The sequence below is a fragment of the Betaproteobacteria bacterium genome (assembly GCA_016713305.1).
Lineage (GTDB): Bacteria > Pseudomonadota > Gammaproteobacteria > Burkholderiales.
The window spans coordinates 114,250-140,124 of sequence record JADJPK010000016.1 but is presented as its reverse complement, the minus strand read 5'-3'; the positions used below and the strand labels follow the sequence as shown (position 1 = coordinate 140,124).

22 protein-coding genes are annotated in these 25,875 nt (G+C 64.7%); 11 read left to right on the top strand and 11 right to left on the bottom strand.

Features of this window, described 5'->3' with window-relative positions; translation table 11 throughout:
• The first annotated feature begins 4 nt into the window (after positions 1-4).
• From IPK20_19015 to IPK20_18990, 6 genes are all read left to right on the top strand, one after another.
• Positions 5-1,270: a 6-phosphofructokinase gene (locus IPK20_19015; protein MBK8018598.1), complete on the top strand. Its 1,266-nt coding sequence runs from the start codon at positions 5-7 to the stop codon at positions 1,268-1,270.
• A 238-nt stretch (positions 1,271-1,508) separates the two neighbouring features.
• Positions 1,509-3,698 carry a sodium-translocating pyrophosphatase gene (locus IPK20_19010; protein ID MBK8018597.1) on the top strand — a complete coding sequence of 730 codons (2,190 nt, stop codon included), beginning with the start codon at positions 1,509-1,511 and terminating at the stop codon, positions 3,696-3,698.
• Between the two features lie 291 nt (positions 3,699-3,989).
• A complete protein-coding gene (locus IPK20_19005; GenBank protein ID MBK8018596.1) occupies positions 3,990-5,048 on the top strand; it encodes an ABC transporter substrate-binding protein in 1,059 nt (352 codons plus the stop codon).
• 16 nt (positions 5,049-5,064) lie between these two features.
• On the top strand, positions 5,065-6,429 hold the full coding sequence (glnT, locus tag IPK20_19000; GenBank protein ID MBK8018595.1) for a type III glutamate--ammonia ligase: 1,365 nt from the start codon (positions 5,065-5,067) through the stop codon (positions 6,427-6,429).
• A gap of 85 nt (positions 6,430-6,514) precedes the next feature.
• Positions 6,515-7,543 carry an alpha/beta fold hydrolase gene (locus IPK20_18995; GenBank protein MBK8018594.1) on the top strand — a complete coding sequence of 343 codons (1,029 nt, stop codon included), beginning with the start codon at positions 6,515-6,517 and terminating at the stop codon, positions 7,541-7,543.
• 15 nt (positions 7,544-7,558) lie between these two features.
• Positions 7,559-8,194 (top strand): flavodoxin family protein, encoded by a 636-nt coding sequence (locus tag IPK20_18990; protein MBK8018593.1) that lies wholly within the window; start codon positions 7,559-7,561, stop codon positions 8,192-8,194.
• Positions 8,195-8,900: 706 nt separating this feature from the next.
• On the opposite strand, the gene IPK20_18985 is transcribed toward IPK20_18990, so the two are convergent.
• The 6 genes from IPK20_18985 to IPK20_18960 form a co-directional block, all read right to left on the bottom strand.
• Entirely contained in the window at positions 8,901-9,407 is a 507-nt protein-coding gene (locus IPK20_18985) for a VOC family protein (GenBank protein ID MBK8018592.1), read from the bottom strand.
• Positions 9,408-9,469: 62 nt separating this feature from the next.
• A complete protein-coding gene (locus tag IPK20_18980) occupies positions 9,470-9,871 on the bottom strand; it encodes a hypothetical protein (protein MBK8018591.1) in 402 nt (133 codons plus the stop codon).
• A 16-nt stretch (positions 9,872-9,887) separates the two neighbouring features.
• Entirely contained in the window at positions 9,888-10,256 is a 369-nt protein-coding gene (locus IPK20_18975; GenBank protein ID MBK8018590.1) for a hypothetical protein, read from the bottom strand.
• A 10-nt stretch (positions 10,257-10,266) separates the two neighbouring features.
• Positions 10,267-11,328, bottom strand: a complete 1,062-nt coding sequence (locus IPK20_18970) for a class I fructose-bisphosphate aldolase (protein ID MBK8018589.1) — start codon at positions 11,326-11,328, stop codon at positions 10,267-10,269.
• Between the two features lie 373 nt (positions 11,329-11,701).
• Positions 11,702-14,074 (bottom strand): hypothetical protein, encoded by a 2,373-nt coding sequence (locus IPK20_18965; protein MBK8018588.1) that lies wholly within the window; start codon positions 14,072-14,074, stop codon positions 11,702-11,704.
• Positions 14,075-14,114: 40 nt separating this feature from the next.
• The gene (locus tag IPK20_18960) at positions 14,115-15,404 is read right to left on the bottom strand and encodes a hypothetical protein (protein MBK8018587.1); all 1,290 of its coding nucleotides are present in this window, start codon (positions 15,402-15,404) and stop codon (positions 14,115-14,117) included.
• A 113-nt stretch (positions 15,405-15,517) separates the two neighbouring features.
• On the opposite strand from IPK20_18960, the gene IPK20_18955 reads away from it, so the two are divergent.
• On the top strand, positions 15,518-16,159 hold the full coding sequence (locus IPK20_18955) for a LysE family translocator (GenBank protein ID MBK8018586.1): 642 nt from the start codon (positions 15,518-15,520) through the stop codon (positions 16,157-16,159).
• Here the strand turns inward: IPK20_18955 and IPK20_18950 are convergent.
• A complete protein-coding gene (locus IPK20_18950; protein ID MBK8018585.1) occupies positions 16,090-19,197 on the bottom strand; it encodes a hypothetical protein in 3,108 nt (1,035 codons plus the stop codon). The two genes, IPK20_18955 and IPK20_18950, sit on opposite strands and share 70 nt — an antisense overlap.
• Before the next feature lie 60 nt (positions 19,198-19,257).
• Positions 19,258-20,202, bottom strand: a complete 945-nt coding sequence (locus IPK20_18945; GenBank protein ID MBK8018584.1) for an alpha/beta hydrolase — start codon at positions 20,200-20,202, stop codon at positions 19,258-19,260.
• 147 nt (positions 20,203-20,349) lie between these two features.
• Between IPK20_18945 and IPK20_18940 the strand changes: the two genes are divergently transcribed.
• Positions 20,350-20,565, top strand: a complete 216-nt coding sequence (locus IPK20_18940) for a hypothetical protein (protein MBK8018583.1) — start codon at positions 20,350-20,352, stop codon at positions 20,563-20,565.
• A 97-nt stretch (positions 20,566-20,662) separates the two neighbouring features.
• Here the strand turns inward: IPK20_18940 and IPK20_18935 are convergent, their stop codons facing one another.
• From IPK20_18935 to IPK20_18925, 3 genes are all read right to left on the bottom strand, one after another.
• Positions 20,663-21,427, bottom strand: a complete 765-nt coding sequence (locus IPK20_18935) for a ParA family protein (GenBank protein ID MBK8018582.1) — start codon at positions 21,425-21,427, stop codon at positions 20,663-20,665.
• Between the two features lie 205 nt (positions 21,428-21,632).
• A complete protein-coding gene (locus IPK20_18930; protein ID MBK8018581.1) occupies positions 21,633-22,364 on the bottom strand; it encodes an SDR family oxidoreductase in 732 nt (243 codons plus the stop codon).
• Entirely contained in the window at positions 22,361-22,858 is a 498-nt protein-coding gene (locus IPK20_18925) for an LEA type 2 family protein (GenBank protein MBK8018580.1), read from the bottom strand. Before IPK20_18925 ends, IPK20_18930 begins: the two co-directional genes overlap by 4 nt.
• Positions 22,859-22,940: 82 nt before the next feature.
• Between IPK20_18925 and IPK20_18920 the strand changes: the two genes are divergently transcribed.
• The 3 genes from IPK20_18920 (at position 22,941) to IPK20_18910 (ending at position 25,859) form a co-directional block, all read left to right on the top strand.
• Positions 22,941-23,627: a hypothetical protein gene (locus IPK20_18920; GenBank protein MBK8018579.1), complete on the top strand. Its 687-nt coding sequence runs from the start codon at positions 22,941-22,943 to the stop codon at positions 23,625-23,627.
• Between the two features lie 79 nt (positions 23,628-23,706).
• Positions 23,707-24,834: a DUF898 domain-containing protein gene (locus IPK20_18915; protein MBK8018578.1), complete on the top strand. Its 1,128-nt coding sequence runs from the start codon at positions 23,707-23,709 to the stop codon at positions 24,832-24,834.
• Positions 24,831-25,859 carry a M48 family metallopeptidase gene (locus IPK20_18910; GenBank protein MBK8018577.1) on the top strand — a complete coding sequence of 343 codons (1,029 nt, stop codon included), beginning with the start codon at positions 24,831-24,833 and terminating at the stop codon, positions 25,857-25,859. Before IPK20_18915 ends, IPK20_18910 begins: the two co-directional genes overlap by 4 nt.
• Positions 25,860-25,875 lie beyond the last annotated feature (16 nt).

The following is a 25,875-nucleotide window of genomic DNA, read 5'->3' as shown; positions in this document are numbered from 1 at the left end:
GGCCGTGCGCCCCCGCAATGCACTGTACGCGCAGGCCGGGGGCGTGACCGCCGTCATCAACGTCTCCGCGGCGGCGGTCATCGACGAATGCCGCCGCCACCCCGACCGCATCCGTACCCTCTACGCGGCACGCAACGGGATTCTGGGTGTGCTGCGGGAAGATCTGGTCGACACGTCCGCGGAATCCGACGAGGCCATCGCCGCGCTCAGGCACACACCCGGCGGCGCCTTCGGTTCCGCACGATTCAGGCTTGGCACGCTGGACGAAGACAGGAAGACGTGGGAACGGTTCGTCGAAGTCTTCCACGCCCACGACATCGGTTACCTCTTCTACAACGGCGGCAACGGTTCGGCTGCAACCGCTCTGCAGCTCTCCACCCTCGGCCAGACGCTGGGCTACCCGCTCACCTGCGTTCACGTTCCCAAGACGGTCGACAACGACATCCTCGACACCGACTGCGCGCCGGGATTCGGTTCGGCTGCCAAGTATCTCGCCGTGAGCATGCGCGAGGCCGCGGCCGATGTCGCCTCCATGACCGCCACCTCCACCCGCGTCTTCATACTCGAAGCGATGGGCCGTCACGCGGGGTGGATGGTCGCGGCGATGGGATTGGCCGCCGACGAGCACAATCATCCGCCGCACCTGCTGCTGTTCGCGGAGATTCCGTTCGACGAGGAGGAATTCCTCGAACGCGTCGACCGAGCGGTCGGGCGCCACGGTTACTGTGTCGTCGGCGTTTCCGAGGGCCTGCAGACCAGGGATGGACGTTTCCTGTCCGAGATCCGTCCCGAACACGCAGGACGCAACGAGCAGTTGGGCGGCGTCGCACCCAGGCTCGCGCAGCTCGTCCACGACCGGCTGAACCTCAAGTGCCACTGGGCGACCGCGGACTACCTGCAGCGCTCCGCCCGCCACATCGCCTCCTCGGTGGACATCGAGCATGCCGATGCCGTCGGCCGCGCCGCGGTCCGGCTCGCGCTGGCCGGCCGCAACGCGACCATGCCGGTGATCGTGCGCGAATCCGACGCCCCGTACCGGTGGTCCGTAGGCGAAGTGGCGCTCGAAGGCATTGCCGCGCGCGAAAAGCGCCTGCCCCGGGACTTCATCACCGAGGACGGCTATCACATCAGCCGGGCGGCACGCACCTACCTCCGGCCGCTCATCCAGGGTGAAGCCTATCCCCCCTATCGGGACGGATTGCCGGTGCACGCGCGGCTCGCACGGGTGCCTGTCGCCCGAAAGCTTGCCCCGTGGATTGCAACGTCCTGAGGCAATCCGGCCAATTTGGGTTGCCGAATGCAAAAAATCATAGTTAAAATCGCGAGTTAATCGTTCGCCCGGACCGGGTTTTCGGCGGCCTCACAAGGGCGCGCTCGAACTCGACGGAGGAATCCGGCCAGGCCGCTCTATCCGAGCCCCGCCTGAAACGAGTCGCTGCACCGCTCGAGTCTTGCGGTCGCCGAGCCAGAACTTCAACGCCTTTCCAGACACTCTTTTTGGGGGACTCATGTCTTCAGGTCTCATCCTTGCGCTGGTATGCGGAGCCGCTGCTGTCGCGTACGGACTGCTGTCAATCCAGTGGATTCTCGCGCGGCCTGCCGGCAACTCGCGCATGCAGGAAATCGCCGGTGCCGTGCAGCAAGGTGCGCAAGCCTATCTGGCACGCCAGTACCGCACCATCGGCATCGTCGGCGTCGTGCTCTTCGTCGTGATCGGATTCGCGCTCGACTGGTCGAGCGCCGTGGGCTTCGCCATCGGTGCCATTCTGTCCGGTGCGGCAGGCTTCATCGGCATGAACGTGTCCGTCCGGGCCAACGTGCGTACGGCACAGGCAGCCACGATCGGCCTCAACGAAGCCCTGGATGTCGCGTTCCGGGGCGGCGCCATTACCGGCATGCTGGTGGTGGGCCTGGGCATGCTGGGCGTTGCCGGCTACTACGGATTCCTGAAGGCTTCCGGCGGCGCCATGAACCTGCGCGAGGTCCTTCATCCCCTGGTGGGACTCGCCTTCGGTTCCTCGCTCATCTCGATCTTCGCGCGTCTGGGCGGCGGCATCTTCACGAAGGGCGCCGACGTCGGTGCCGACCTCGTGGGCAAGGTGGAAGCCGGCATTCCCGAAGACGACCCGCGCAATCCTGCCGTGATCGCGGACAACGTGGGCGACAACGTGGGCGACTGCGCAGGCATGGCGGCCGACCTGTTCGAAACCTATGCCGTGACCATCATCGCCACGATGCTCGTCGGCGCGCTGACATTCGCGTCCATGGGTGACGCCGCGGTCGTCTACCCGCTGGTCCTGGGCGGCGTGTCGATCATCGCTTCGATCGTCGGCTGCTATTTCGTCAAGGCCAAGCCGGGCGGCAAGATCATGAATGCCCTCTACAGGGGGCTTGCGGTGTCGGCGGTCATTTCCCTGATCGCCTTCTTCTTCGTGACCAACTGGATCATGGGCGGCGTCGGCGATGCCACCGGCGGCAAGGTCACGACGATGGCGCTGTTCGGATCGTCCGTCGTCGGCATCGTGCTGACCGCTGCACTGGTGTACATCACGGAGTTCTACACGGGCACGGACTTCAGCCCGGTGAAGCACGTGGCGCAGGCGTCCACGACAGGTCACGCGACGAACATCATCGCCGGCATCGGCGTATCGATGAAGTCCACGGCCTGGCCGGTGATCGCGGTGTGTGTGGCGATTCTCCTCTCTTACTGGCTGGCCGGTCTCTACGGTATCGCCATCGCAGCAACGGCCATGCTCTCCATGGCGGGCATCATCGTGGCCCTCGACGCGTACGGTCCCATCACCGACAACGCGGGCGGCATTGCCGAAATGGCGGAGATGCCCAGCAGCGTTCGCGCGATCACCGATCCTCTGGACGCCGTCGGCAACACGACCAAGGCGGTCACGAAGGGCTACGCGATCGGCTCCGCCGGTCTGGCCGCCCTCGTGCTGTTCGCGGACTACACGCACGCCCTGGAATCGGCGGGCAATGCAACGCTGTTCGACCTGTCCAATCCGAAGGTGATCGTGGGTCTGTTCATCGGCGGCTTGATTCCCTATCTCTTCGGCGCCATGGCGATGGAAGCGGTCGGCCGCGCCGCCGGTTCGGTGGTGGAGGAAGTCCGTCGCCAGTTCCGCGAGATCAAGGGCATCATGGAAGGCAAGGCCAAGCCGGAGTACGGCCGCGCCGTCGACATGCTCACCACGGCGGCGATCAAGGAGATGATGATCCCCTCGCTGCTGCCCGTCCTCGTGCCGATCATCGTCGGCCTGGCGCTGGGCCCCGCCGCGCTCGGTGGTTTGCTCATGGGCACGATCGTGACCGGCCTGTTCGTCGCGATCTCCATGACCACCGGCGGCGGCGCATGGGACAACGCCAAGAAGTACATCGAGGACGGTCATCACGGCGGCAAGGGTTCCGATGCGCACAAGGCTGCCGTGACGGGCGACACCGTGGGCGATCCCTACAAGGACACCGCCGGCCCGGCCGTGAACCCGCTCATCAAGATCATCAACATCGTCGCACTGCTCATCGTGCCGCTCCTGCCCGTTCCCGCGGGTCACGCCGGCAGTGCCGCGTCGCACGACGCAGCGCCTGCCGCGGCGGTGTCCACGGAGGCCGCTCCGGCAGCGCCCGCGGCCGCTCCGGCAGGCGACGCCGCTGCTCAGCCCGCGGCAACCGAGCCGGCCAAGCAGTAAGCCGCTCGCGCACCCGCGCGAGAAACGCTCCCGGACGCCCCGCACATGCGGGGCGTTTTTTTTTGCGCGTTGCCGGCGAGAATCCGGCGAGAAGAAGCGTCTTCCGTCTGTCCTGACGGCTGCCCCCCGAATGTGACGTGCACGCCTCCACGTCTCGCTCCGGGCACCATCGTGTCTCATGCCGACCCCTCAGCGCACCGTACGAGTGCGCCCTGGCGAATCGCCGTCAGCCACCCGTGTTTCTTAATCAATCAGTTAATTTTCATTCCTCACTGGCACAGGCGCTGCTGAATGCACGCTCGCACCGCCTTCGCGGCGGCATCGATTGCAGACCTCAATCAGGGAGCGTCCATGTCACTTTCAAGACTCGTCATCCGATTCTTCGTCGCGCTGTTCGTCGCATCGATCGCGCTCGCCCCGACCGCCCGCGCCGAAACCAGGATCCGCCTGGGTACCGTTGCATGGATCGGCTACGCACCCATGTACGTGGCCGTCGAGAAGAATCTTTTCGCCAGGTATGGCATCAAGGTCGAACTGCAGGACTTCCCCGATCCCACGCTCATGCCCTCGGCGATCAAGAGCGGGGCCTTGCAGGGGTCCATGTACACCTATGACCTCGTGATCACGGCCGTGGCCAAGGGTCAGGCGCTCAAGGTCGTGATGCCGATCGATTACTCGAACGGGGCCGACGCCCTCGTCGCGGACAAGTCGATCAAGTCGATCGCGGACCTCAAGGGCAAGAAGGTCGCCTATCCGTTCTCGACCTGCGACAACCTGCTGGTGGTCTACGCGCTGGAGAAGGCGGGCCTGAAGGAATCGGACGTCCAGGCCATCGATACGACTCCGGAGAATGTCGCCGCGGCCCTCACTGCCGGTGCGGTGGCCGGTGCCACATACGAACCCAACATCACCCAGATCCTCAAACTGGGGGGCGGCGCCAAGTACAAGGTGCTTCTGGACTCCAGCGCGGCACCGGGTCTCATCACGGATGTGCTGTTCTTCGATGCGGCGTTCATCGCGAAGGACCCCAAGTCCGTGGAGGGCGTGATACGCGGCTATCTGGACGGGCTCGCATTTCTGAAGTCCAAGCCGGAGGAGGCCCGCAGGATCGTCGCCAAGGCGATGGGCGTGACGCCCGATGAAGTGAAGGAACAGCAGAAGGGGGTCTACAACATTCCGCTGGCGGAGATGGCGGGGTACTTCCAGAAGCGGGACGATTCGAAGAGTCTGTTCAAGGTGGGCGCAGGCATCGGCGACATCCTGAGCAAGCGCGGGCAGATCTCCGCTGCACCGAAGATCGAGGACACCTTCGATCTCACGTTCGTGTCGGCACTGATCAAGAAGAAGTGACGGGAGGGACACGAGAATGACCACTCCCGCACAGCCCGTCCCGCCCATCGTGAATGCGGATGCGCTGCACGCCAAGGGCGTCAAATTCCTCATGGCTTCGTACGTGGATCTGCATGGGGTATCGAAGTGCAAGATGGTTCCGGTAGACCACTTCGATCAGATGATGTCCGGATCGGAACTCTTCACCGGTGCCGCGCTCGACGGCGTGCCGCAGGACGTGAGCGAGGAAGAGGTCGCGGCACATCCCGACCCGCAGTCCTGCAAGATCCTTCCATGGGACCGCGAGGTCGCCTGGTTCGCTTCCGATCTGTGGTGCAGAGGCAAGCCGTTCGAGGCCGGGGCGCGCAACATCCTCAAGCGGCAGCTCGCGCGCCTGGATGCGATGGGCCTGCGCATGAATCTGGGCATGGAGGCCGAGTTCTTCGTGCTGCGCGACACCGAGGATGGCGGCTTCGAGCCGCTGTCTTCGCGACCGCATCTGGAAAAGCCCGCCTACGACGCCGTGCGGCTGCTCGACAACAAGCCATGGATCGGCGAACTGGTCGATGCGATGAACGAACTCGGCTGGGGTGTCTACTCCTTCGATCACGAGGACGGCATAGGTCAGTTCGAGATCGACTTCCGCTACTTCGATGCCCTCACCATGGCGGATAACTTCGTGTTCTTCCGCATGATGGCCCACGAGATCGCCCGCCGGCACGGCGGCTTCGCGACCTTCATGCCGAAACCCTACGCCGACCGCGCGGGCAGCGGCGCACATTTCAACGTGTCTCTCGCCGACCGTGGCACCGGCGCCAACCTGTTCCACGATCCGGCCGACCCCCGCGGATGCAGGATATCCAGGCTCGGCTACCAGTTCATCGCCGGTGTGCTGCGCCATCTGCCGGCGATCTGCGCGGTCGTCGCGCCGACCGTCAACAGCTACAAGCGTCTCATCAAGCAGGGAAGCATGTCGGGATTCACCTGGGCGCCCGTCTTCTGCTGCTACGGAAACAACAACCGCACGAACACCATCCGGATTCCTCTGGCCGGCGGACGCATGGAACTCCGAGCCGCCGACAGCGCGTGCAATCCCTATCTCGGCGCCGCGATGGTGCTTGCCGCCGGCATCGAGGGCATCGAGCAACAGCTCGATCCGGGAGATCCCAAGACAGACAACATGTATCGGAAGACCCCCGAAGAACTCGCTGCGCTGGTCGTGCAAACGCTTCCCCGGACCCTCGAGGAAGCCACGGCGGCGTTCGGGGCCGACCCGCTGTCCGAGACCGTGTTCGGCGAGGAGATGCGCGCCACCTGGATCGACTACAAGAACGATGAATGGCGGCGCTACCTGAACCACGTATCGGACTGGGAGAAGAAGCGGTACCTCAAGTTCTTCTGACAGAGCCGTCGGGCGTGGCGGAATTCTTGCTGCAGTGCACCGTGTCTCCGCTACGCCGGACGGCCTGGCGCCGACGGTTCCTCCGATGCATATCATGACTTCAGGTGCCGACTACGATGTCTATCCTCTGGGAGACCTCCGCCTGCAGAACGGGGAGACGCTTCCGGATGCCCGCCTGGCGTTTCGAACCTGGGGAAAGCTCAACGCTGCCCGCGACAACTGCATCGTCTTCCCCACTTACTACACCGGCGATCACCACTCCAACGCCCGGATGATCGGCCCCGGCAAGGCGCTCGACCCCGACCACTGGTTCATCGTGGTGCCGAACATGTTCGGCAATGGCGTCTCGTCGTCGCCCAGCAACACCCCTGGTCCCAAGGGTGCCGCGGGTTTTCCCAGCGTGACGATCCTCGACAACGTCGTGTGCCAGTACCGCCTTCTGTTCGAGCACCTGGGCGTCCGGCGGATTGCCCTGGCGACCGGCTGGTCCATGGGCGCGATCCAGGCCTTCCAGTGGGCGGTTCTGTTCCCGGATCTCGTCGACCGGCTGCTTCCGTTCTGTGGTGCGGCCAAGTGCTGGCCGCAGAACTACGTGTTCCTCGAAGGCGTGAAGGCGGCGTTGACGGCGGACGATGCCTTCCGAGGCGGGTCGTACACCTCTCCGCCCCAGGCCGGTCTGCGCGCCTTCGGCCGCGCCTATGCAGGCTGGGCCTATTCCGCCGCGTTCTACCGTGCCCGCCTCTACCAGGTCCTGGGCCACTCGAGTGTGGAGTCGCTGCTGACCGCGTGGGAGGAAGATCATCTCGCGTGCGACGCCAACGATCTGCTGGCGATGCTCCGGACCTGGCAACTGGCCGACGTGAGCGCGAACGACATGCACAGAGGCAACTTCGCCCGCGCCCTGTCCAGCATTCGCGCCCGGACGGTCGTCATGCCCTGCGATCAGGACATGTACTTCACGCTGCCGGAAAGCCTGTACGAATCCTCGATGATCCCGCGGTCCGAACTGCGCCCTTTCCGCTCTCCTTACGGCCATTGCGCGGGAGCACCAGGGCGCTTCCCGGACGAGATGCAGTTCCTGGACGCGACGTTGCGCGAACTGCTGAACGACTGACCGTCACCTTCGAACATGCGGGTTCTCGCCCTGAACGGAAGCCCGCGGCATGCGGGCAACAGCGCAACGCTGCTGCAGGCGTTCAGCGAAGGCGCCAGCGGCGCGGGACATATCGTCGATCTCGCCCATCTGGACGACCATCTGACGAGCTTCCTTCGAGACTGCAAGACCTGTCGCGATGCCTCGGGCAACTGCACACTGGCGGACGGCTTCCGAACGCTCTTCCTGGACCGGTTCCTTCCCGCCGAGGCCGTGGCCTTCGCCACTCCGATCTACTGGTACGGAATGTCCGGTCTGCTGAAGACATTCCTCGATCGCATGTTCTGCTACTGCGCCGCGTCGTATCCGGATTCGCCCCGCGTGGTCGACGGCATGCTGCACAAGCGGTTCGTGCTGTTGCTGAGTTCGGAGGAAAGCTATGCGGGAGCCGGACTCGGCATCGTCCACCAGATGCAGGAGATCGCCCGATACACGCATTCCGATCTGGCCGCCGTCGTGCGCGGCATCGGCAACCGGCGCGGTGAGGTGGCACGGGATCCCTTGTCGCCCGTCGAAAGCGCGCGGCTCGCGGGGGCTCGGCTGCAGGATCTGCGCTGCACGGACTACCGCATCGACACCGAAAGGTCCATGACGGTGTGGCCCGGGCGCTGAGGCGTCCCGCACCGTAGCACGCGGGTGCCTGACCGCTCCCATCCGAGGCGATCGGATCCGGATCAGCCAGTGGGACGGTAATCCAGGTGCTCCCAGGACGCGCGCCTGAAGATCCGCCACCGCCAGCGCGACATCGAATTCCGGGAAGATCATGGAGCGGACCATCACGCCGTCGAGATGCGTCGAGATGAAGGTGGCAAGGCGATCGGTGTCGGTCTCGCGAAACAGCCCCTGACGGATGCCGCTCCTGATCGCCTCGCTCACTGCGGCCGCTTCGTCATCGTAGAATCGGCGGATGCTGCGGTCGATGCTCGCCACCCGGCTGTCCGAACCCGCGTAGTCCAGCCCGATCTTGACGAGCTTTCGAATCAGGTCGCTCAGCATCACGTGGTTCTCGAGCCAGCCTGCGATGATCTCCGGCGGTGTCGTGCGGCTTTCGCGCAGGAGCCTGAAATGCTGGAACGCCCGGTCGACCGCGTGCTCGATGGTCGCGCGAAAGAGCTCTTCCTTGCTGCCGAAGTAGTAGTAGATGAGCGCCGTGTTGGCCTGGATGGCGGCGCCGATGTCCTTGATGGATACGGCGGCGAAATTGCGGGCTGCGAAGAGGTCGAATGCTGCAAGCAGCATGGCCTCCGAGCGGGTGAGCGCAGGCCCTTCGGCCGCCGCCCGCCGTGCAGTCGAGCGGCGCGAGACCGAGGGCGCCGGATCAGTGGAGCGACGAACGCCGGGTGGTGCGCTCTTCCGGCTCGTCGTCCTCGTCATCTTCTTCGGATTCGCCTTCGTCGTCTTCTTCGTCATCGGGGCCCAGACCCTGTTCCGGCTCGGACAGCCACAGTTCGTATCCGTCGGGATCCGTCACGAAGCACTCGCGCGACCCGTACGCCGTCATCTCGATCTCCGAGACCTCCAGCCCTGCAGTGCGCAAACGCTCATGCGTGGCGACGATGTCGTCCGGACGAAGATAGAGCACCCAGCTCTGTCCGATGGCCGGATGAAGCGTGATCTGCTGATCATTGTCCAGTTGCTGCAACATGAGTTCGCCCACGCCCGCACGAAGCCAGCACCACAACGTTTCGCCATCCTCGTTCTCGAAGGAATCCACCACCTCGAATCCGAAGTAGTCGCTGTAGAACGCAAGCGAACGCTGCATGTCCGACACGCCCAGACTGGGGACGAGTTTCCTGACGCGGGGCTTGGATGAGATGGAGGGCATAGGGGGACCGGATGTTTGCGGCGCGCGGGACGGAGGGGGAGGGCGAAGTCCGGACGGCCGTGTCAGTAACTGGTATCGCCCAGCACGCAGCGTCCGTTGACGCACGCCAGCTTGGGCTTCGTGGCGGGAGCGCAATCCTTCGGACGCGTCTGTCCCCGCCGCATTTCTTCTTCGATGAAGGTGATCTCGGCGCCCTTGGTCTCCACGATCTCCTTCAATCCGGGAGCGTTGTTGTAGACGACCCAGCGGGAAGGATTGCCGCAGGGATCGTGGCCGATGGGCAGGACGCGGCAGATGGCAACATTGCCGCACGCCGGATCACCGATGGCCTGGGCGATTTCCTTGTTGAGCCGCCCGAGTGCCTGAAGGTCGTCTTCCGCCACCGTGGCTGCGGCAATCGCGCACATCGCGATCGACCCGCCGAATCGCCATCGTGCGGTGACGGGGAATGTTCGTGCCGACACTGCTGCGTCCTCTCGCTCAATCGTTCAGCGCACCGACGGCGCACTGGTTGCGGTGGCAAGCCGCCTTCGGCAATCCGGGCGCCGGACAGGAGGCCGGAGCCGGCTTTCCCCGACGCATTTCCTCCTCGAGGAACGTGTACTCCGCAGCCTTGGCTTCGAGTTGCGTCTTGACGCTCGTCACGTTGTTGAACGCTACGTGATAAGTGGGATTGCCGCAAGCATCGAACCCCATCGACAGCAGATGGCAATGGACCACGTTGTGGCAGCGCCGGTTTGCCGCGACCAGGGCATCGACCTCTGCCCGGACACGGTCGCGCTGCTGCACGTCGTCGTCCGCGGCAGACACGGGCGCACCGCTCGCCGCCATGACAGCAGCGAGCAGCACGCCGCAGACATCACGCGATCGTGACGTTCTTGGAAAGGTACACATCCTGGATTGCATTGAGCAGGCCAATGCCATCCTTCATGGGCTTCTGGAAGGCCTTGCGACCCGAGATGAGGCCCATGCCACCTGCCCGCTTGTTGATGACGGCAGTCTTCACTGCTTCCACCAAGTCGTTCTCGCCCGATGCACCGCCCGAATTGATGAGTCCGGCGCGTCCCATGTAGCAATTGGCAATCTGGTAGCGGGTGAGGTCGATCGGGTGATCCGTGGCGAGATCCGAATACATGCGCTTGTCGGATTTGCCGTACGGATTTTCCTTGGTGTTGAGCGCAAGATAGCCGCCGTTGTTCTCGGGGAGCTTCTGCTTGATGATGTCGGCCTCGATCGTGACGCCGAGGTGATTGGCCTGACCGGTCAGGTCCGCCGATACGTGGTAGTCCTTGTCCTTCTTGAAGCTGCCGTTGCGCAGATAGCACCACAGGACCGTGGCGAGGCCCATCTCGTGCGCGATTTGGAACGCCTGGCTCACTTCCACGATCTGCCGCGACGACTCGGGCGAACCGAAATAGATCGTCGCGCCGACCGACACCGCTCCCATGTCCTTTGCCTGCTTGATGCTGGCAAAGCAGATCTGGTCGAACTTGTTCGGATAGGTGAGGAATTCGTTGTGATTGAACTTGAGCATGAACGGGATGCGGTGCGCGTACTTGCGGGAGACCGCGCCCAGCACGCCCAGTGTGGAGGCCACCGCGTTGCAGCCGCCTTCCATGGCGAGCTTCACGATGTTCTCGGGATCGAAGTACATGGGGTTCTTGGCGAACGACGCACCGCCGCTGTGCTCGATACCCTGATCGACGGGCAGGATCGAGAGGTAGCCGGTCCCGCCGAGTCGGCCATGGTCGAACATGGTCTGGAGACTGCGCATGACGGCGGGTGTGCGGTCCGAGGACGCGACCACGCGATCCACGAAGTCCGGCCCGGGCAGGTGCAGGGACTCCTTGGGAATGCCCTTGCACACGTGGCTCATGAGACTGTCGGCCTCCGCCCCCAGCAGTCCAGCGATGTCGGTCATGCTCGAATCCTCCTCATTGCGCGTCGCGCGTGAAAAAACGGGCCGGATTATCCCGGTACGGTTGCCGCGGGACAATGACGGCCATCAACGTAGCCTGCAGCCTCGCCTGATCCGGCCTTCGAAACCCGTGGCCGGGGGCCAGGAATACGGCCTGTCGCAAAAGGGCACTTCCGGTCCAGGCGCTGCGAGCGATCGCACCCCGGCAGACGAAACCCGCCTCGCGCGTGCGCACGCCAGTCCACGCAACTCACGGAAAGTACGGGGCTTGTCCCCGCCCCGATCCGGCTGCAGGCGGTCGGGTGCGGCCGTTCGCTGCAGGAATGGTGCCAAACCCCTGATTCGCCGCGATATCGCGGCCCGCACACCTTTGGCGTCAATGGCGCGGGGCAAGCAGCGGGTTGCGTTGCGCGAGCAAGACGCGGGCATCTTCGAGGACATCCGCCGGAACGGATGCCAGCCGGAAGGAATGACGGTCGAGATAGAGCGCCTTGGCGGCGGCTTCGACCCGGAGGGAGCGTTCGGCCGCGTGCCGCGCCACGAAGGCGTGGACCCAGCCGAACGGCCAGACATGCGCCATTCGCACCGCAATATCTGCCGCAAGTTCGGCGTAGCGCCCGTCCTTTCGCCAATCGTGCATCTCCTCGAGCAGTTCGAGCAGCATGTACCCTGACGGAATGCCCGCGTCCATGGGGCGCGGCAAGTCCGTGTACGCCGCCCACCATCGGTCCAGAGCCTGTGCAGTCCTTCCTTCCGCCCCGTCGATCACCGCCTGGGCCATCTGGTAGTAGGCATCGTTCCGGCCAAGGCGCAGGCGGGCGTGCGCGAGCCGCCGTGCTTCCTCGATCCGTCCCAGGCGTGCCAGGGAATAGACGAGCGGCGGCAACGCCGCTCCGCGCACCTCGGACATGACGTCCATCGAAACCGAGAGGGGATAGATGCCACGCAACGCGCGGACAGCCTCGTCGTGACGGCCTTCGCGCATTGCCGCGTGTCCCCGCGCAATCGCATACTCCGTCAACGCAGTGGAACCGCACACCACGCGGATTTCCTCCAGTAGAGCCGGTGCGGGCTTGCGGTCCACCAACAGTGATTCGGTCGCCATCCAGGCGCGCATCCACGCTTCGGTCTCGGGATGGATACCGGGAATCCTCCAGGCCCTCACCCGGCCGATCGCCTGCGGCGCATCGATTCCCTCGAGCCTCGACCGCGCGACCTCCAGGCGAGGCGCCCAGCCGTTGCGACCGCGCTGCGCAGCATCCAAGATCCTGTCTTCCACGTCGGCATTGCCCTTCAACAGGTCGTAGAACGTCGCGAAGGCAACGGAATCGGCATACGCGGTTCCGCTCGCCTTCGCTTCCTGGGCCGCGCTTGCCCTGTCCCAGTCGTTGTCGAGAACGCCGAGAAGCCGTTCCGATTCCAGCCGGTACCAATCTCCCGCGTCCATGCCGGCCGATCGTTCGCTGAACTGCCTGGCCAGCGCCAGTTCGCCGGCATTGGCGAACATGAGCGCAGCCTCGTAGGCGCTTTGCGCCGCGGCCGCAGGATCCGCATCGGGCATGGAGAAGCCCGGCCAGCGTTCGAGCAGCCGGCGCGCATCGTGCGGGCGTCTCAGCCGGATCATCCGGTGGGCCGCACGGGACCACGTCGACCAGTCTCCGGCACCTTCCGAGATCCGCTGCGCGAACCACTCCAGCTCGCGAGGCGCATCGTCCCAGGCACCCACGACCCATGCCTCGACATCTCGCCGGCGAGGACTCCCGCGGTAACGATCGCCGGCCATCTCGAGCACTTGTTCGTAACCGGCGACGGGATCGGCTGCGCCCGACTGCACCGCCTTCTCGAGAAAGGTGATGTCCGTCTGGCTCATCGCAGCGGCCCTTGCATACGCCTGGGAGGCCGCATGCCGGGCGGCAGGATCGTTGCCCGCCGAGCGCACTCGCGCCACGAGCTGCTGCGCCGGGACGGGCTCGTCCTGCCAAGGGAGCGGCAAGCCGTGCAGGCGCGCGCCGTGCAGCCCGAAGACCGACCAGGCGTCCTCGAGCGGGACCAGCCTTTCCGTCACCTTCAAGGCGCCATAGCGAACGAAGGTGTCCAGCATGCCGGGGGCCGGGTCTCCCAGATCGCGCGCGGACCGCATCGATTCCAGAGCGATCAGCGGGTGGGTTCGCAGAGCGGCCTCGCTGCGCCCCGCGTAGCTCAGCGCCGCCCCGGGACGAGGTGATCCGTCATTGAGCATTTCCAGCCGGCGGACGGCCAGGCCGCGATTCACGGAAAAGAGCACTTCGACCAGATCTCGCCGGGAGACCACGTCCACTGGCCGACGGCGCCACGATTCCGCGTTTCGCCGCCACGCGCTTTCGAATGTTCTTTCGATGACTCCCCCCGCGGTCGGGGGGAGTCGGTCCAGAAGCTGCAACCAGCGGATCCTGGAAGCCAGTTCCAGCGCAAGGCTGCGGATCCCTTCCCACGAATCGGCGACCCCCAACCGCTCCAGTTCGCTCCGGATCGTCTCGAGCGCCGGGCCATGCTGCGTCCAATCGTTCTGCCGCAAGTTGCCCAGATACGCCGCATACGCACTGTGGCCGGCCAGCAGCATCGATCGATGACGATGGGCGTCGACGTCGCGTTCATAGGCATCCTCCAGATCGATGATGGCGATGCTGTCCGCCAGATCTGCAGGCGTTGCCTGCCCGTTCCACGATTGCTCGCGAGCGCCGACCAGATCGCCGCGCGCGAGGGCTCGCAAGATTCTCGTCCGGAGATCATCGCGGCCCTCCGTACGCGCTTCAGCCCAATGCCGCCGCCCCAAGTGCAACCATGCCCGGGCGGACAATGCGCGGACCGCGGCGTCGTCGCCGTCCTCGTTCCGCAGCGCGATCAGGGATCGCAACCAGAAGGTGGCCGCCTCCGGCTCGGAACGGGGGTACGAAGGAAGCGAGGAGCTGCAAACGCTCGGCACGATCCAGTGCCGAAGCGGTGTCCGCCGCGAGTTCGTCCGGTCCCGCCGGAAACGAACGTTCGGCAGGTACGCGTTGAATGACCGGTCTCTCCAGGACCGGCAGCCCGAGTCGGTTCACGGCGGCCGGTAGTTCACGCCACACCACGACTTCGGGCGGATCGACGTCGGACCAGGGAAGCTGCTTGAGCGTGACATTTCCCGCGGGCATCCAGCGACCCGAGTCCTTCTTCGATGCGGACAGGGAGAGGGAAAGCGCGCCGCCGTCACGGGTGAGTGCCACGTTGCTTCGCACGATCCATCGGGCCCCGGCCGCTGTCGCCACGGACTCGACGTCGCGTTCATCGAACTGCCGCTTGTCCTCCCCCAGGGCGCGCCGGACGAGTTCGTGATCGTTGACACACAAGCCGGTCGCATCCGCGATGCGGGCGCCGAGCATGGCCGAGATCGCGTCGCGCGCAGTCCGGTCCGCGGACCGCTGCCTCGCCTCGGCCGGAACCACGAGCACCTCGCATGCGTTGCCGTCGAGCACGTCGAGAAACAGACTGCGCCGGGCTTCGTACCATGGCCATGCGCGGGGTGCCTGCAGCATGAACCAGAGAGACCGGTAGCCGTCCTCGGGCATGTACCCGAGGAATGCAAGCACGATGATCGACCCGGCGATCTCACCGCCTGCCAGGCGTCCCCATGCCGGAGGAAGGGGGCGCCGGAACGAGCGGATGCTCCGCAGCAGGAGGGCGACCACGTCCATGACGATGACGGACGACAAGGTGACCACCAGCACGTGGACCAGCAGACACAGGGCGATGGGCCACCACGGGACGGACCCGGCGGCATAGACGAACAGATAGCGTGTGATGAGTGCCGCCGCGATCAGCATGGGCATCGCGACGGCAAGACCCAGCACGCGCGCGAACCTGCGTCCGATCGCCGGCGCGATGCGCGCGTGGAGATGCGTGGCGACGAGCCCGCCGCTCACTGCGCCTCCCCCGCCGAATACGGCCCAGAGCCGTGCGTTCTCGCCCAGGAGGTCCCACGCCAGCGCCCAGCCGGCGATGCCCCCCGTCAGAAATCCAATGACACTCCCTGCGACAAGCGTCAGAACCATCGTGGCGCGCATCGATCGGCACCCTCCTTGAGTATCGCTCAGGACCGCCCCGCCTCCGGGCAGATCGACGGACCTCATGACGCGGGCTATAGTGGACCGGTTGCCCCTACTCGCAGGCCAGGCCCGTGATCGACCTCTTGCCCCGGGGCCCCTTGCTGGGCGCCTTTCTGCTGTCGAGCCTGGTTCTCGCTGTCACGCCAGGACCGGGCGTGCTCTACATTGTCACGCGCAGCCTGCTTCAGGGCTGGCGGCACGGTATCGCATCCGTGGCGGGCGTGGCTGCTGGGAATTTTGGCAATGCGATCGCGGCTTCGATCGGTCTCGCGGCGCTCTTCACCGTATCGTCGTTCGCGTTCACGATCGTGAAGTACGCTGGAGCGGCGTATCTCCTGTACCTCGGAATCCGCACCCTGCGGACGCGTTCCGCCCATTCCGCAGGCACCGTGGCGGCCGCCACGGCAGGCAAGGTCTTCCGGGACGGATTCATCGTCGCGCTGCTGAATCCGAAGACCACGCTGTTCTTCGCGGCCTTCCTGCCCCAGTTCATGACGCCGGGCACGGATCACATGCGCCAGGGCATCTTCCTCGGGCTTGTCTTCGTGGGCATCGCTGCCTGCACCGACAGCGCATACGCGCTGGGCGCCGGTTTCGTCGCCCCTCGCCTGGCCAAGATCCGCGCCGGCGCCTCGCTCGGCCGCTACGTGAGCGGCTCGGCGTTCATCGGGTTGGGCGTGCTGGCGGCGTTCTCGGGCCGCCCACGACCCTGACTCGATCGATCGGTAAGGTCGCGAAGTCGATACAGTTCTTCCACCAACCTCCGGGCGTCCGGTTCCCTGGAAATTGCGGCGTCCAGCAGGCGGCAAGACTCGGAGATCTCGCCCGCCCCCGACAGACCGCGCGAGACCGAAAGCATGGATTCGACGAAGCGGTTCAAGAGCTTTCGACGTGCAGGTTCAAGCCAGGCACCCGCCTCCCCGGCGAGCATGGGCCCCCTGTAGAGGGCCAGCAATTGTTCTCCTTTGTCGATCCAGTCGAAATCGCCGGTTTGCCTGATCGCGAGTATCGATGTCACAAGTTCCTCGAACGCCTGCAGGTCCAGCCAGCACAGTCTCTCGTTGAGCGAGACCTTGCCGTCGAACAGCCGGATGGCATCGGAGGACCCCAACAAATCCCGCAGGCGCTTGACTGTCACTCGTAGATTGATTTGCGCCGCATCCCCGTCGCTGTCGGGCCAGAGAAGATCGACGAGGCGATCGCTGCTGACCCCGCACCCTCCTTCGGCAACCACCATCTTCAGGAACTCCAGGAGCCGACGCGGAGATTTTCCGTCTGGCCGCCAAGCGGCACCGTCGAAGTCGATCCCGAAAGTGCCCAGTGCACGAATGCGGATGGGCCAAGGCCAGACGGAGATCGAACGGGACGGAGGGGGAATCTCGAAGCGTCGGACCAGGTCCCGAATGAGCTCCAGATGAATTCCCCTCTCAAGCGCGTCCGCGAACAAGGCACTGAAGCCGGATCGAATCCACAGCAGGCAACCGCAGCTGCCGATGATGCGTTCCCTGACAAGCGCCTCGTCCAGTTTCTTCCGCGCCGCCTCGACCTCGCCGTCGTGGAATGCCATCACCGCCTCGAGCGCCGGTATCTGGACATCCGCCACGTGCACGTGCGTTCCAGCCACAAGCGCCTTCGCCTCTGCGATCATGGGGCGTGCCCGTTCCGTCTTCTTGAGGAGCAGGAGCACCGCCGCCGCATCGGTCCGGCAGATGACCTCCATATGGACGATGCCGCATCGCCCGGTGCTCTCCAGCATTCTCTCGATCGCCTGATCCGTCCTGTCTGTCTGGCCCCGATAGAAACGCAGGAACAGTTCCGTCATCCAATAGGTCGCCTCCGCCAGAGGCCTGCCTTGAATGGAGATCCGGCGCATCTCGCTCAACCGCCACTCCGCCGTCTCCCAGCGGTCTTCGACGAGATCGGTGAGTGAAAGCATGGAATGGGGAAGAAGGTTCAGCAGATCCAGGCCGGTACTGTGCGCGATCGCCAGCGCCTCCTCCCAGGCGGCTTTGGCCGCCTCGTATCGATCCGCCAGAGGTGGTACACGCCAAGCCATATACACCAAAGCCATCGTGTCACTGGCGGAGCGTCCTCGCGGGAGGGAATATCGCGCATCACCCTGACGAGTTCCTCGCCCACGGCCACTTGCGCGCTGACGCAGCTGTACATCGCCAGTGCGACGCCCGCGGTGATCGCATCGCCGGTCCGGGGCAGCCGGCCAGCGCGCAGCGTGTCCATCAGCCAGCCTACGCCTGGTTCGATGAGCCGGTGTCCTGGCATGCGGCACATCGCGGCGTACACGAACGCATACCAGGCGCGCACACGCAGGCTGTCGTCGTCGTCTTCGGAAAGCGAATCGAGGCAGGACTCCAGTGCCAGAATCCAGCGATCGAGCTGCCGAAAGCCTTCCATGCTCGCCAGCACGCTCGACGATGGCGATCGCGCGCAGAAATCGGCCTTTCCGGTCCCCGTCTGCCTCCAGACCTTCGTAGGCGCGAATGAACATGTCCTTTGCCGCGCCCGGATCGGGAATCTGGGTACAGACCGCGCGCCAGTACAGGAGCCAAGGGGCTTCGCCCTCCCGTTCCGGAATGAGAGAAAGCCAGCGGCCCACGGTCTGCCATCTTCCCGACCTCGTCCAGTCATCCGCATGGGCCAGTACCAGCCGCCGAATCTGTTCCTCGTGTCCGAGTCCATGGAACAGAAGCACGGCATTCTCGATGTCTCCGGCGCTTTCCGAGATCTGCGCTGCTGTCGATTCGAGCCTGCGCCGCTCATCGTCGGACGAGTGCGCCTCGAGGAACTCGCGAAGGAATTCCCGATAGAGATCGTGAAAACGGTAGATCCCCAGGCCACCCGCCGTGCGAGTCAGAAAGTGCTGGCGGTGATACAGCTCGTTCAGCCAAGAACCCGCGTCCGGCTCATCGGCAAGGGCCGCGGCCGTTTCTGCCGTGAGATCCCGCAGCAGCGAAGTTCTCATGAGCAGTCGTTGAACCGGCGCCGCCAGACCGCGGAATGCCTCCTTCGCAAAGTACGCGAAGATCAGTTCACGCGAACGGGTGCCCGCCTCCGGCAAGCGAGCGCCGTCGCGCAACGAACCCGCAATCATGAGCGCGAGTCCGGCGGCCCAGCCTTCGCACAGGGAAAGCAGCTCCTCCGGCAGAGCCACTCCACCGGCGGCGGCGATGCGAATCGACTCTTCCGGCGTGAATGCCAGGTCTCTTCCTTGAATACAGACCAAGCTTCCATTGGCCATGGAACGGGCCATCGCGACGGGAGGATCCTCCCGGGACAACAGCAGGATGCTCATTCCTGGCGGAACCTGCGAAACCGCGACATCCAGGTGTGCGATGAGGGATTCCCCTGCCAACTGGACATCGTCGAATACGAGGACCGCATTTTCGGGCAGGCGGCCGAACAGATCTCGAAAGAATCGCTGTCCGAATCCTGCGAGGTCCGGAAGATAGTCTCCCGTCAGCCAGCGCGTATCTTCGTCCTGCGCAGCGCCCGCAAAGACCAGTTCGGACAGGTTGTAGAAGAGAACCGCCGGCCCCGCGACGTTGGCCAGTGCGCCCTCGCCATCCAGCCAGGACGCAGCAAGAGTGGACTTGCCGCTGCCGGGTGAGCCGGAAATCCATACGCACGGATGGCTTCTCAGCGCATCGAGACGCGCGAACAATCGTTCGCGCGGGATGGGAGCATAGAGACGGGGTCGTGAGACCTTCGCAGAACCTGCGATCTTGCGCGACATGTGCCTCTCCTCCACCGACGTGTTGGCATCCGACCCGATGTTCCGCTTCTGCTCCATGCGCTAGCTGCCACTGAGATACGAGGCGATACGGCTCGCGATCTGTGGTCGCTCTACCAGGAAGAAGTGGCCCGCACCCTCTATCCGCTCGAATTCGTATCCACCCCGGAATGTACCGGCAAATCGATCCACTGCCACGGCATCGAGGCCGATGCACCCATCGTTCGTGCCATGGAGATAGAGAACAGGCGTCTGGACGGGCCGTCCCCATGCCGCCGTCTGTTCTTCTGCCCACTGGGGCGTGCCGAAGCGCGCCGGCTCGAAGAAAGAGCGGTAGTACCCGAGAGCTGCACGCAGATGTCCCGGTTCCCGCAGACAGGCCTTCGCGTGGTAGATCGTCGGCCGGGTCGTGGCGGGTGACCAGTCACGCCAGAGACCATCGATGAAGGCAAAGTCATCGGCACCCAGAAAAAACTCGGCCGCCGCGAGCTGGAAGAACCAGAAGTAGAACGATCGCTTGATCTGGTCATAAGTGAAGTTCGCCGTTCCCCACGGAGGTACGTTCCCGATGACGGCACGGCGCCATCGGTCTGGGGCAGCTGCAAGTGTCCCGTAAGCCGCGACCGCACCCCAGTCGTGCGCGATCAGGACGGCGTTTCGGTCTCCGCCAAGCGCGTCGTGGAGTGCAGCCGGATCGGACGCGAGGGCAGCCGAATCGTACCGGCCGTCCTGAGGCACACCCGTGGGGTGGAAGCCGCGCATGTAGACGGCGACGGCCCGGTAGCCCTCGGCCGCCAAGGCGGGCAGCAGGTGGCGGTACGTCTGCGGCGAGTCAGGAAAGCCATGCAGACATAGCGCCAACGGGCCGCGCCCCATCTCCAAGTATGCAAAATCGATTCCGTTGGCGGCTACCCTTCCCGGCCGCGCGCCCGCAATGGCAGCCGTCCAGGCGGTGGATGGCGCTAGGGCGAGCGCCCCGAACGCCACAAGAACATCGCGACGATCCATGGTCAGAAGTCCTCCGGTAAACGCCGCGGGCACCTGCCGCGGTCGCGAGGGAGAAACTAGCTCGCGCGACGTTCCAGATCCGTTGCGGATGGCTCTCGTCGAACAGACTCCTGGGGTATCCTGCGCACGAGAAAGAGGATTCAGCCCATGCTCAAGTACCAGTTCAAGATCAAGGCACGGAACGGCCTGGTGGTGGAGAACCTGTTCATCCAGGGCCAGGACCGGGAGGACGCCGAGCGCAAGCTCTTTCAGATGTACCGCGGGTCCACGGTTCTCGAGTGCACCGAGTCCCAACCCGGCACCGGCCGGGACGAGAGCCTGGACGTGGGCGGCATCATTTCGCTGATTTCCAAGCAGGAGTGACGCCGCGAGTCCGGTCGCCGCGTGTTTCGAGCGCCATCGAGCGTCGGCCCCTGACCCGGTCGCCAGAGCAGTCGGGCCCTCGCCGCATCGCCTTCAGCTATTCCACGAATCCGGTCTGGACCAGTTCGTCCAGGAGCGCGTCGTAATCCTTGGCGCCCCGGCTGCCCGGAGCATGTGTGAAGACATCCTGGTTGACGGCGGGGCTTTCCGCGATGCTCACCGATTCCGAGATGCGGGTTTCGCACATGTCCGCACCGAACCGTTCCGTGATGGTCCGGTAGATCTGCCAGGACATGTTGCGCCGCGTATCGAATCGGGTCATGACATACCGGCGCACGATCCTCTTCTTGAGAACGTGCTCCAGTGCCTTCAAGGTCTTTTCCACCTGCAGCACCCCTTTCACCGCCAGATAGTCGGCCGAGACCGGGACGAGCACGCGATCGGAGGCGAAGATCGCGTTGAGCGACAGCACACCCAGCAGAGGGCAGCAGTCGATGACGATCGGCCGTCCGGTGTTGAGGCTTTCCCGCACGATGCCGGAATTGAGGCGGTTCAGGGCCTGGGGGCCCTTGCCGAACTGGGAGTCGACCTTGGACAGTTCCACGTGTGCCGGAATCACTTCCCAGCCGCCGTTCCCGATGCGGATCAGTTCGGAGAGCGGTTTCGATTTCTCGTAGAAGCAGAAGACGCTTTCATCGGCGCCGTCGACGGTGGTCCCGCTGATGTACGAAAGGTGCGCCTGAGGATCGAGATCGATGGATAAAGGAGTACGGCCCCGGCGGTGCAGCGCTGCGGAGAGATTGAGCGAGGTGGTGGTCTTGCCGACTCCACCCTTCTGATTGAACACCGCGATCTTGGCCATGCTCCACCCCGTTCGGACGATCGTACCGAATCGCTAAGATCGGATCATTCTTTTAATACTTAAATCATTGAGTTGTCAATCTCTCCTTAACCAGTTTCTGAAACACCCCGGTGCCCGCCCGGACCGGGGTGCGTCACTCACTCGAGATCTATAGGCCAGTTGATGCCGGCGCTGATCCCGCCGTCCACACGGAGCACCTGCCCCGTCACGTAGCTCGAGGCCCTGGACGCAAGGTACACGGCTGCGCCCACCAGTTCTTCCGTTTCCCCAGCCGGCGCAGCGGGGTCACCTCGTTCGCCCACTCGGTCATCCGAGGCTGGGCCCACAGCTTCCGCGACAGGTCGGTGGGAAAGAAGCCGGGCGCAATGGCATTGACGCGCACGCCCTTCGGCCCCCACTCCAGCGCCATCCCCCGGGTCATCATGCCCAGACCTGCCTTGCTCATGGCATAGGGCGTCACCCCTTTGAGCGGGGCATAGGTATTCAACGAATCGATGTTGATGATGGACCCGCTGCCCTTGGCAAGCATCTCCCGTCCCACCGCTTGCGCCGCCACGAAAAGCCCCCGCAGATTGGTGTTCAGGATACGGTCGTACTCCTCCACGGAATAGGACTCCACCTTCTTGCGCACGTTGATGCCGGCGACGTTCAGCAGCGTGTCCACGCGGCCATGCCGCTCCACGACGCGGTCTACCAGTTTCGCCACGTCATCCGGCTTGGATACGTCGCACATGAGCGCTTCGGCCACGCCATCGCGCGAGATCTCGCGCGCCGTGGCATCGATGGTGGCCTGCTCTCGTCCCGCGATGATCACCGTCGCGCCGCGTGAGACGAAACCGGCCGCGAGCGCCTTGCCGATGCCTCGGCTCGCGCCAATGGCGAGCACGATCTGGCCTTGAACGGAAAACAGCGGATCCTGGGATGCGATGGATGTCACTTGCTCGTACCTCCTGGGTTGGCGGAAAGATTGAGTTCGCCCTTTTCGTCGAAGGCGATGGGGCCGCCGACACCCGCCTGGTGCAGACGGCCGCGAATGCGATAGCTGAAGGAGCGCAACGGCCCGCTGGTGTCGGTCACGCCGCCGAGCTGCCGCAGCACGCTCGTGAGCGTGCTGACCGTCTCCACCTCGATCACCTCCGATCCGAACCGGGGCACCGTCACGTCGGCCGGACCGGTGCCCTTGGCGAAGGACTTGCCGTTCAGTTCGAGGTCGAACACCACGCCCTTGAGGCGAATCTCGCGATCGTTAGGGTTCTGCACGCGCAGCGTCACGAAGTACTGCTGCTCCAGCACGCCTGCCGCGCCGAGGCGAAGATCGGATACCGTGACGGATACGGGTTCCCGCCCGCCGGGCAGGGCGGAGCAGCCCTGCCATTGAAGGATCGCGGACGCGACCAGCGCCGCCCACATGGCTCGTCTTCCTGCGTTCAAGACGTCTCTCCCGTTATGACGCACGGTACTGCGTCGCCGTGCCAGAGCGTACCACCGTCGCTGCTACACTCGGCCCGCCATCATGACCGCCCCGCCCCGATTCCGTATCGCCCCCGCCGTGCGCGAACTCGGCGTTCGCGGTGCCTTCGCCGTTCTCGAGGGCGTGGACAACCGGATCGACGACAGCGCCTTGGCTCCGCTGCGGGCGGATCTGGCGGAGAGGCTGAGAGTTGAGCTCGTGGAAGGTTTCATCGAGAGCGATCCGGTGCTGGCCGGCTTTCGCGCACTTCACGACCGCATCGGAAGGTCCAACAGACGCTTCCCCGCGTCGGCCGAATCGCTCGTGGCCCTGTTCCAGCGCAAGGGAGTCGTGCCGGCGATCAATCCTCTGGTGGACATCTACAACGCGGTCTCTCTCGAAACGCGCCTCTCTCTGGGGGCACACGACCTCGCGCGTGTGACCGGCGACATCGAACTGCGATTCACGAATGGCGACGAGGAATTCCTGCCCTTGGGCAGCACCGTTGCGGAAACGGTTCCCGCAGGCGAGTACTGCTACATCGACTCGGGCCGCCGGGTGCTTTGCCGGCTCGAACACAGGCAATGCGAACAGACGAAAGTGGGGCGCGACACGTCGGCATGCTTCTACATCCTCCAGGGAAACGCGGCGACCGATCGCGCCATGCTCGAGACCGCTCTCACTCGCCTGATCGACCTCACTGTCCGGCACTGCGGCGGCACGCTGGTGGAATCCTGGATCGTCGACTGACGGGCAGGTCCGCACGTCGGCGCGGCACTCGCGGAGCGGATCGGGGGAGTCGATCGAGGTGGCCCCGTTCCCTATCGCGATGGCCACCGGCAGTGTAGATTCAGCGCATCGTGAGGCCCGACCGCGAGCCGTGAACACCGATCACCCGCTGCCCGATCCCGTCGCCGAACCGGTGCCCGCGCCGGAGAGATTGCGTTTCAGCGGCAGCGGGACCGAGTACTTCCGCATCTGGATCGTGAATCTCGCGCTCGTGATCGTCACGCTGGGTATCTACTCGGCGTGGGCGAAGGTGAGGCGGCTGCAGTACTTCTATCGAAACACCCAGTTGGCATCTTCCGGCTTCGACTATCACGGCAAGCCCACCGCCATTCTCAAGGGACGCATCATCGCATTCGTGCTGGTGGGCGGTGCCAATCTGGCGTTCAACTACAGCCCCGTCATCGGCTTCCTGGTCTTCATCCCTCTCGGCGCGGTGCTTCCCTGGCTTCTCGTGCGCTCGTTCAAGTTCCGGATGCAGAACACGAGCTGGCGCGGCCTGAGGTTCGGGTTTCGCGGGACAGTCGCCGGTTCGTACAAGGCGTTCCTGCTCTGGCCGCTGCTGTCTGTGCTGACGCTCGGCGTGCTCATTCCGGCCACGTACCGGGAGTTCAAGGCCTATCAGCACGGCAACAGCACGTTCGGGCATGCGCCCTTCTCGTTTGCCGGGACAGCGAAGGAGTTCTACAAGATCTTCGGCAAGACGTTCCTGTTCTTCCTGCTCGGTCCGGTGCTGGTCATCGCCCTGTTTCTCGCAGCCGTGGGCGTGGCCGGGACACGGGGCAGCTTCCGGCTGGACCCTCTGGTCGCGGTGGCTCTGGGGCTCGCGATCTTCGCGTTCTACGCCTCGGTCATCGCCAGCGGCCCCTACCTCGCATCCCAGCTGCAGAACCATGTCTGGAATTCCACGCGGCTTGAACGGCACCGGTTCGAAAGCCAGGTGCGCTTCCGGACGCTGTTGTGGATCGTGGTCTCCAATTTCGTTCTGACCGTACTGACGGTCGGCCTCTACCGGCCTTTCGCAGTGGTACGTGCCGCGCGCTACCGCATCGAATCCATGACGTTCATCCCGTCGGAACCGCTGGACCGGTTCGTGGGACAACGCGCTCGCGAAGTGGATGCCGTCGGCGAGGAACTCGGCGAGTTCCTCGATATCGACATCGCGCTGTGAACGGTCACGTCGAGGTATCTTGCGACTACTTCGACGGTCGCACCACCGTGCGCCAGCGAGCGACGCTCACGGTCCTTGAGGGCCGCGTCGTGGTACAGGCGCAAGATTTCCGGCGGGAGGAACCGTTGTCCGCCGTACGGGTGTCCGAGAGGATGGGAAAGGCAGCGCGCATCGTGAGCTTTGCGGACGGTGCGTTCTGCGAAGTCCACGATCACGAGGCATTGCAGCAGCTCCTCGATGCGACGGGCTTTCGCGAGCCTCTGGTCGCCCGCATGCAGACTCGCTGGAGTCTGGCTCTGGGTGCCGTGGCGTGCTGTGCGCTGGCGGTGGTCCTCGGCTATCTCTACGCATTGCCGTGGCTCGCGGCACTAGCCGCGGAGCATGTGCCCGCATCCGCCGTGGAATCCATGTCCGCGCAGACGCTGGAACTGCTCGACCGGCACTTGCTCGATCCGACGGAACTTCCGCAGGAGGTGCGTGACCGCTTGTCGAAACGATTCGCCGCCATGACCCCGCCGGAAGACGCGAAGGTCGCGCATCGCATCGAATTCCGCGCGGCACCCCGAGTGGGCCCGAACGCCTTCGCCCTTCCTTCCGGAACGATTGTCGTGACGGATGCATTGGTGGAATTGGCAGCGTCCGACGAAGAGGTCATGGCCGTGCTTTGCCACGAACTGGGGCATGTCCAGGAGAAGCACGGCATCCGGCAGGTGCTGCAGAGTTCGGTCGTCGGCCTGTTCCTGACCTGGTATCTGGGCGACCTCTCCAGCCTCATCGCCGCCGTTCCGGCGGCCATCCTGGACGCCCGCTATTCGCGCGATCACGAGCGCGCGGCGGACGCCTACGCAGCGCGAATGCTTCGGTTCAACGCAATGTCGCCCGCGCTCCTCGCCTCCATGCTGGAGAAGCTGGAGAAGTCGCGCCGCGACGAGCGGCGAGATCAACCCGGCTCGCCGTCTCCCAAGGATTACCTTTCCACGCACCCGGCCACGGACGAGCGGATGCGGGCCTTGCGTAGTCAGTGAACGGAAGCGAGTGCGC

Coding starts and splice junctions, on each gene's coding strand:
- IPK20_18995 (MBK8018594.1), top strand. CDS start 6,515: ATGCATATCATGACTTCAGGTGCCGACTACGATGTCTATCCTCTGGGA.
- glnT (MBK8018595.1), top strand. CDS start 5,065: ATGACCACTCCCGCACAGCCCGTCCCGCCCATCGTGAATGCGGATGCG.
- IPK20_18945 (MBK8018584.1), bottom strand. CDS start 20,202: ATGGATCGTCGCGATGTTCTTGTGGCGTTCGGGGCGCTCGCCCTAGCG.
- IPK20_18940 (MBK8018583.1), top strand. CDS start 20,350: ATGCTCAAGTACCAGTTCAAGATCAAGGCACGGAACGGCCTGGTGGTG.
- IPK20_19010 (MBK8018597.1), top strand. CDS start 1,509: ATGTCTTCAGGTCTCATCCTTGCGCTGGTATGCGGAGCCGCTGCTGTC.
- IPK20_18985 (MBK8018592.1), bottom strand. CDS start 9,407: ATGCCCTCCATCTCATCCAAGCCCCGCGTCAGGAAACTCGTCCCCAGT.
- IPK20_18990 (MBK8018593.1), top strand. CDS start 7,559: ATGCGGGTTCTCGCCCTGAACGGAAGCCCGCGGCATGCGGGCAACAGC.
- IPK20_18960 (MBK8018587.1), bottom strand. CDS start 15,404: ATGCGCGCCACGATGGTTCTGACGCTTGTCGCAGGGAGTGTCATTGGA.
- IPK20_18950 (MBK8018585.1), bottom strand. CDS start 19,197: ATGTCGCGCAAGATCGCAGGTTCTGCGAAGGTCTCACGACCCCGTCTC.
- IPK20_18915 (MBK8018578.1), top strand. CDS start 23,707: ATGGCCACCGGCAGTGTAGATTCAGCGCATCGTGAGGCCCGACCGCGA.
- IPK20_19005 (MBK8018596.1), top strand. CDS start 3,990: ATGCACGCTCGCACCGCCTTCGCGGCGGCATCGATTGCAGACCTCAAT.
- IPK20_18935 (MBK8018582.1), bottom strand. CDS start 21,427: ATGGCCAAGATCGCGGTGTTCAATCAGAAGGGTGGAGTCGGCAAGACC.
- IPK20_18920 (MBK8018579.1), top strand. CDS start 22,941: ATGACCGCCCCGCCCCGATTCCGTATCGCCCCCGCCGTGCGCGAACTC.
- IPK20_18970 (MBK8018589.1), bottom strand. CDS start 11,328: ATGACCGACATCGCTGGACTGCTGGGGGCGGAGGCCGACAGTCTCATG.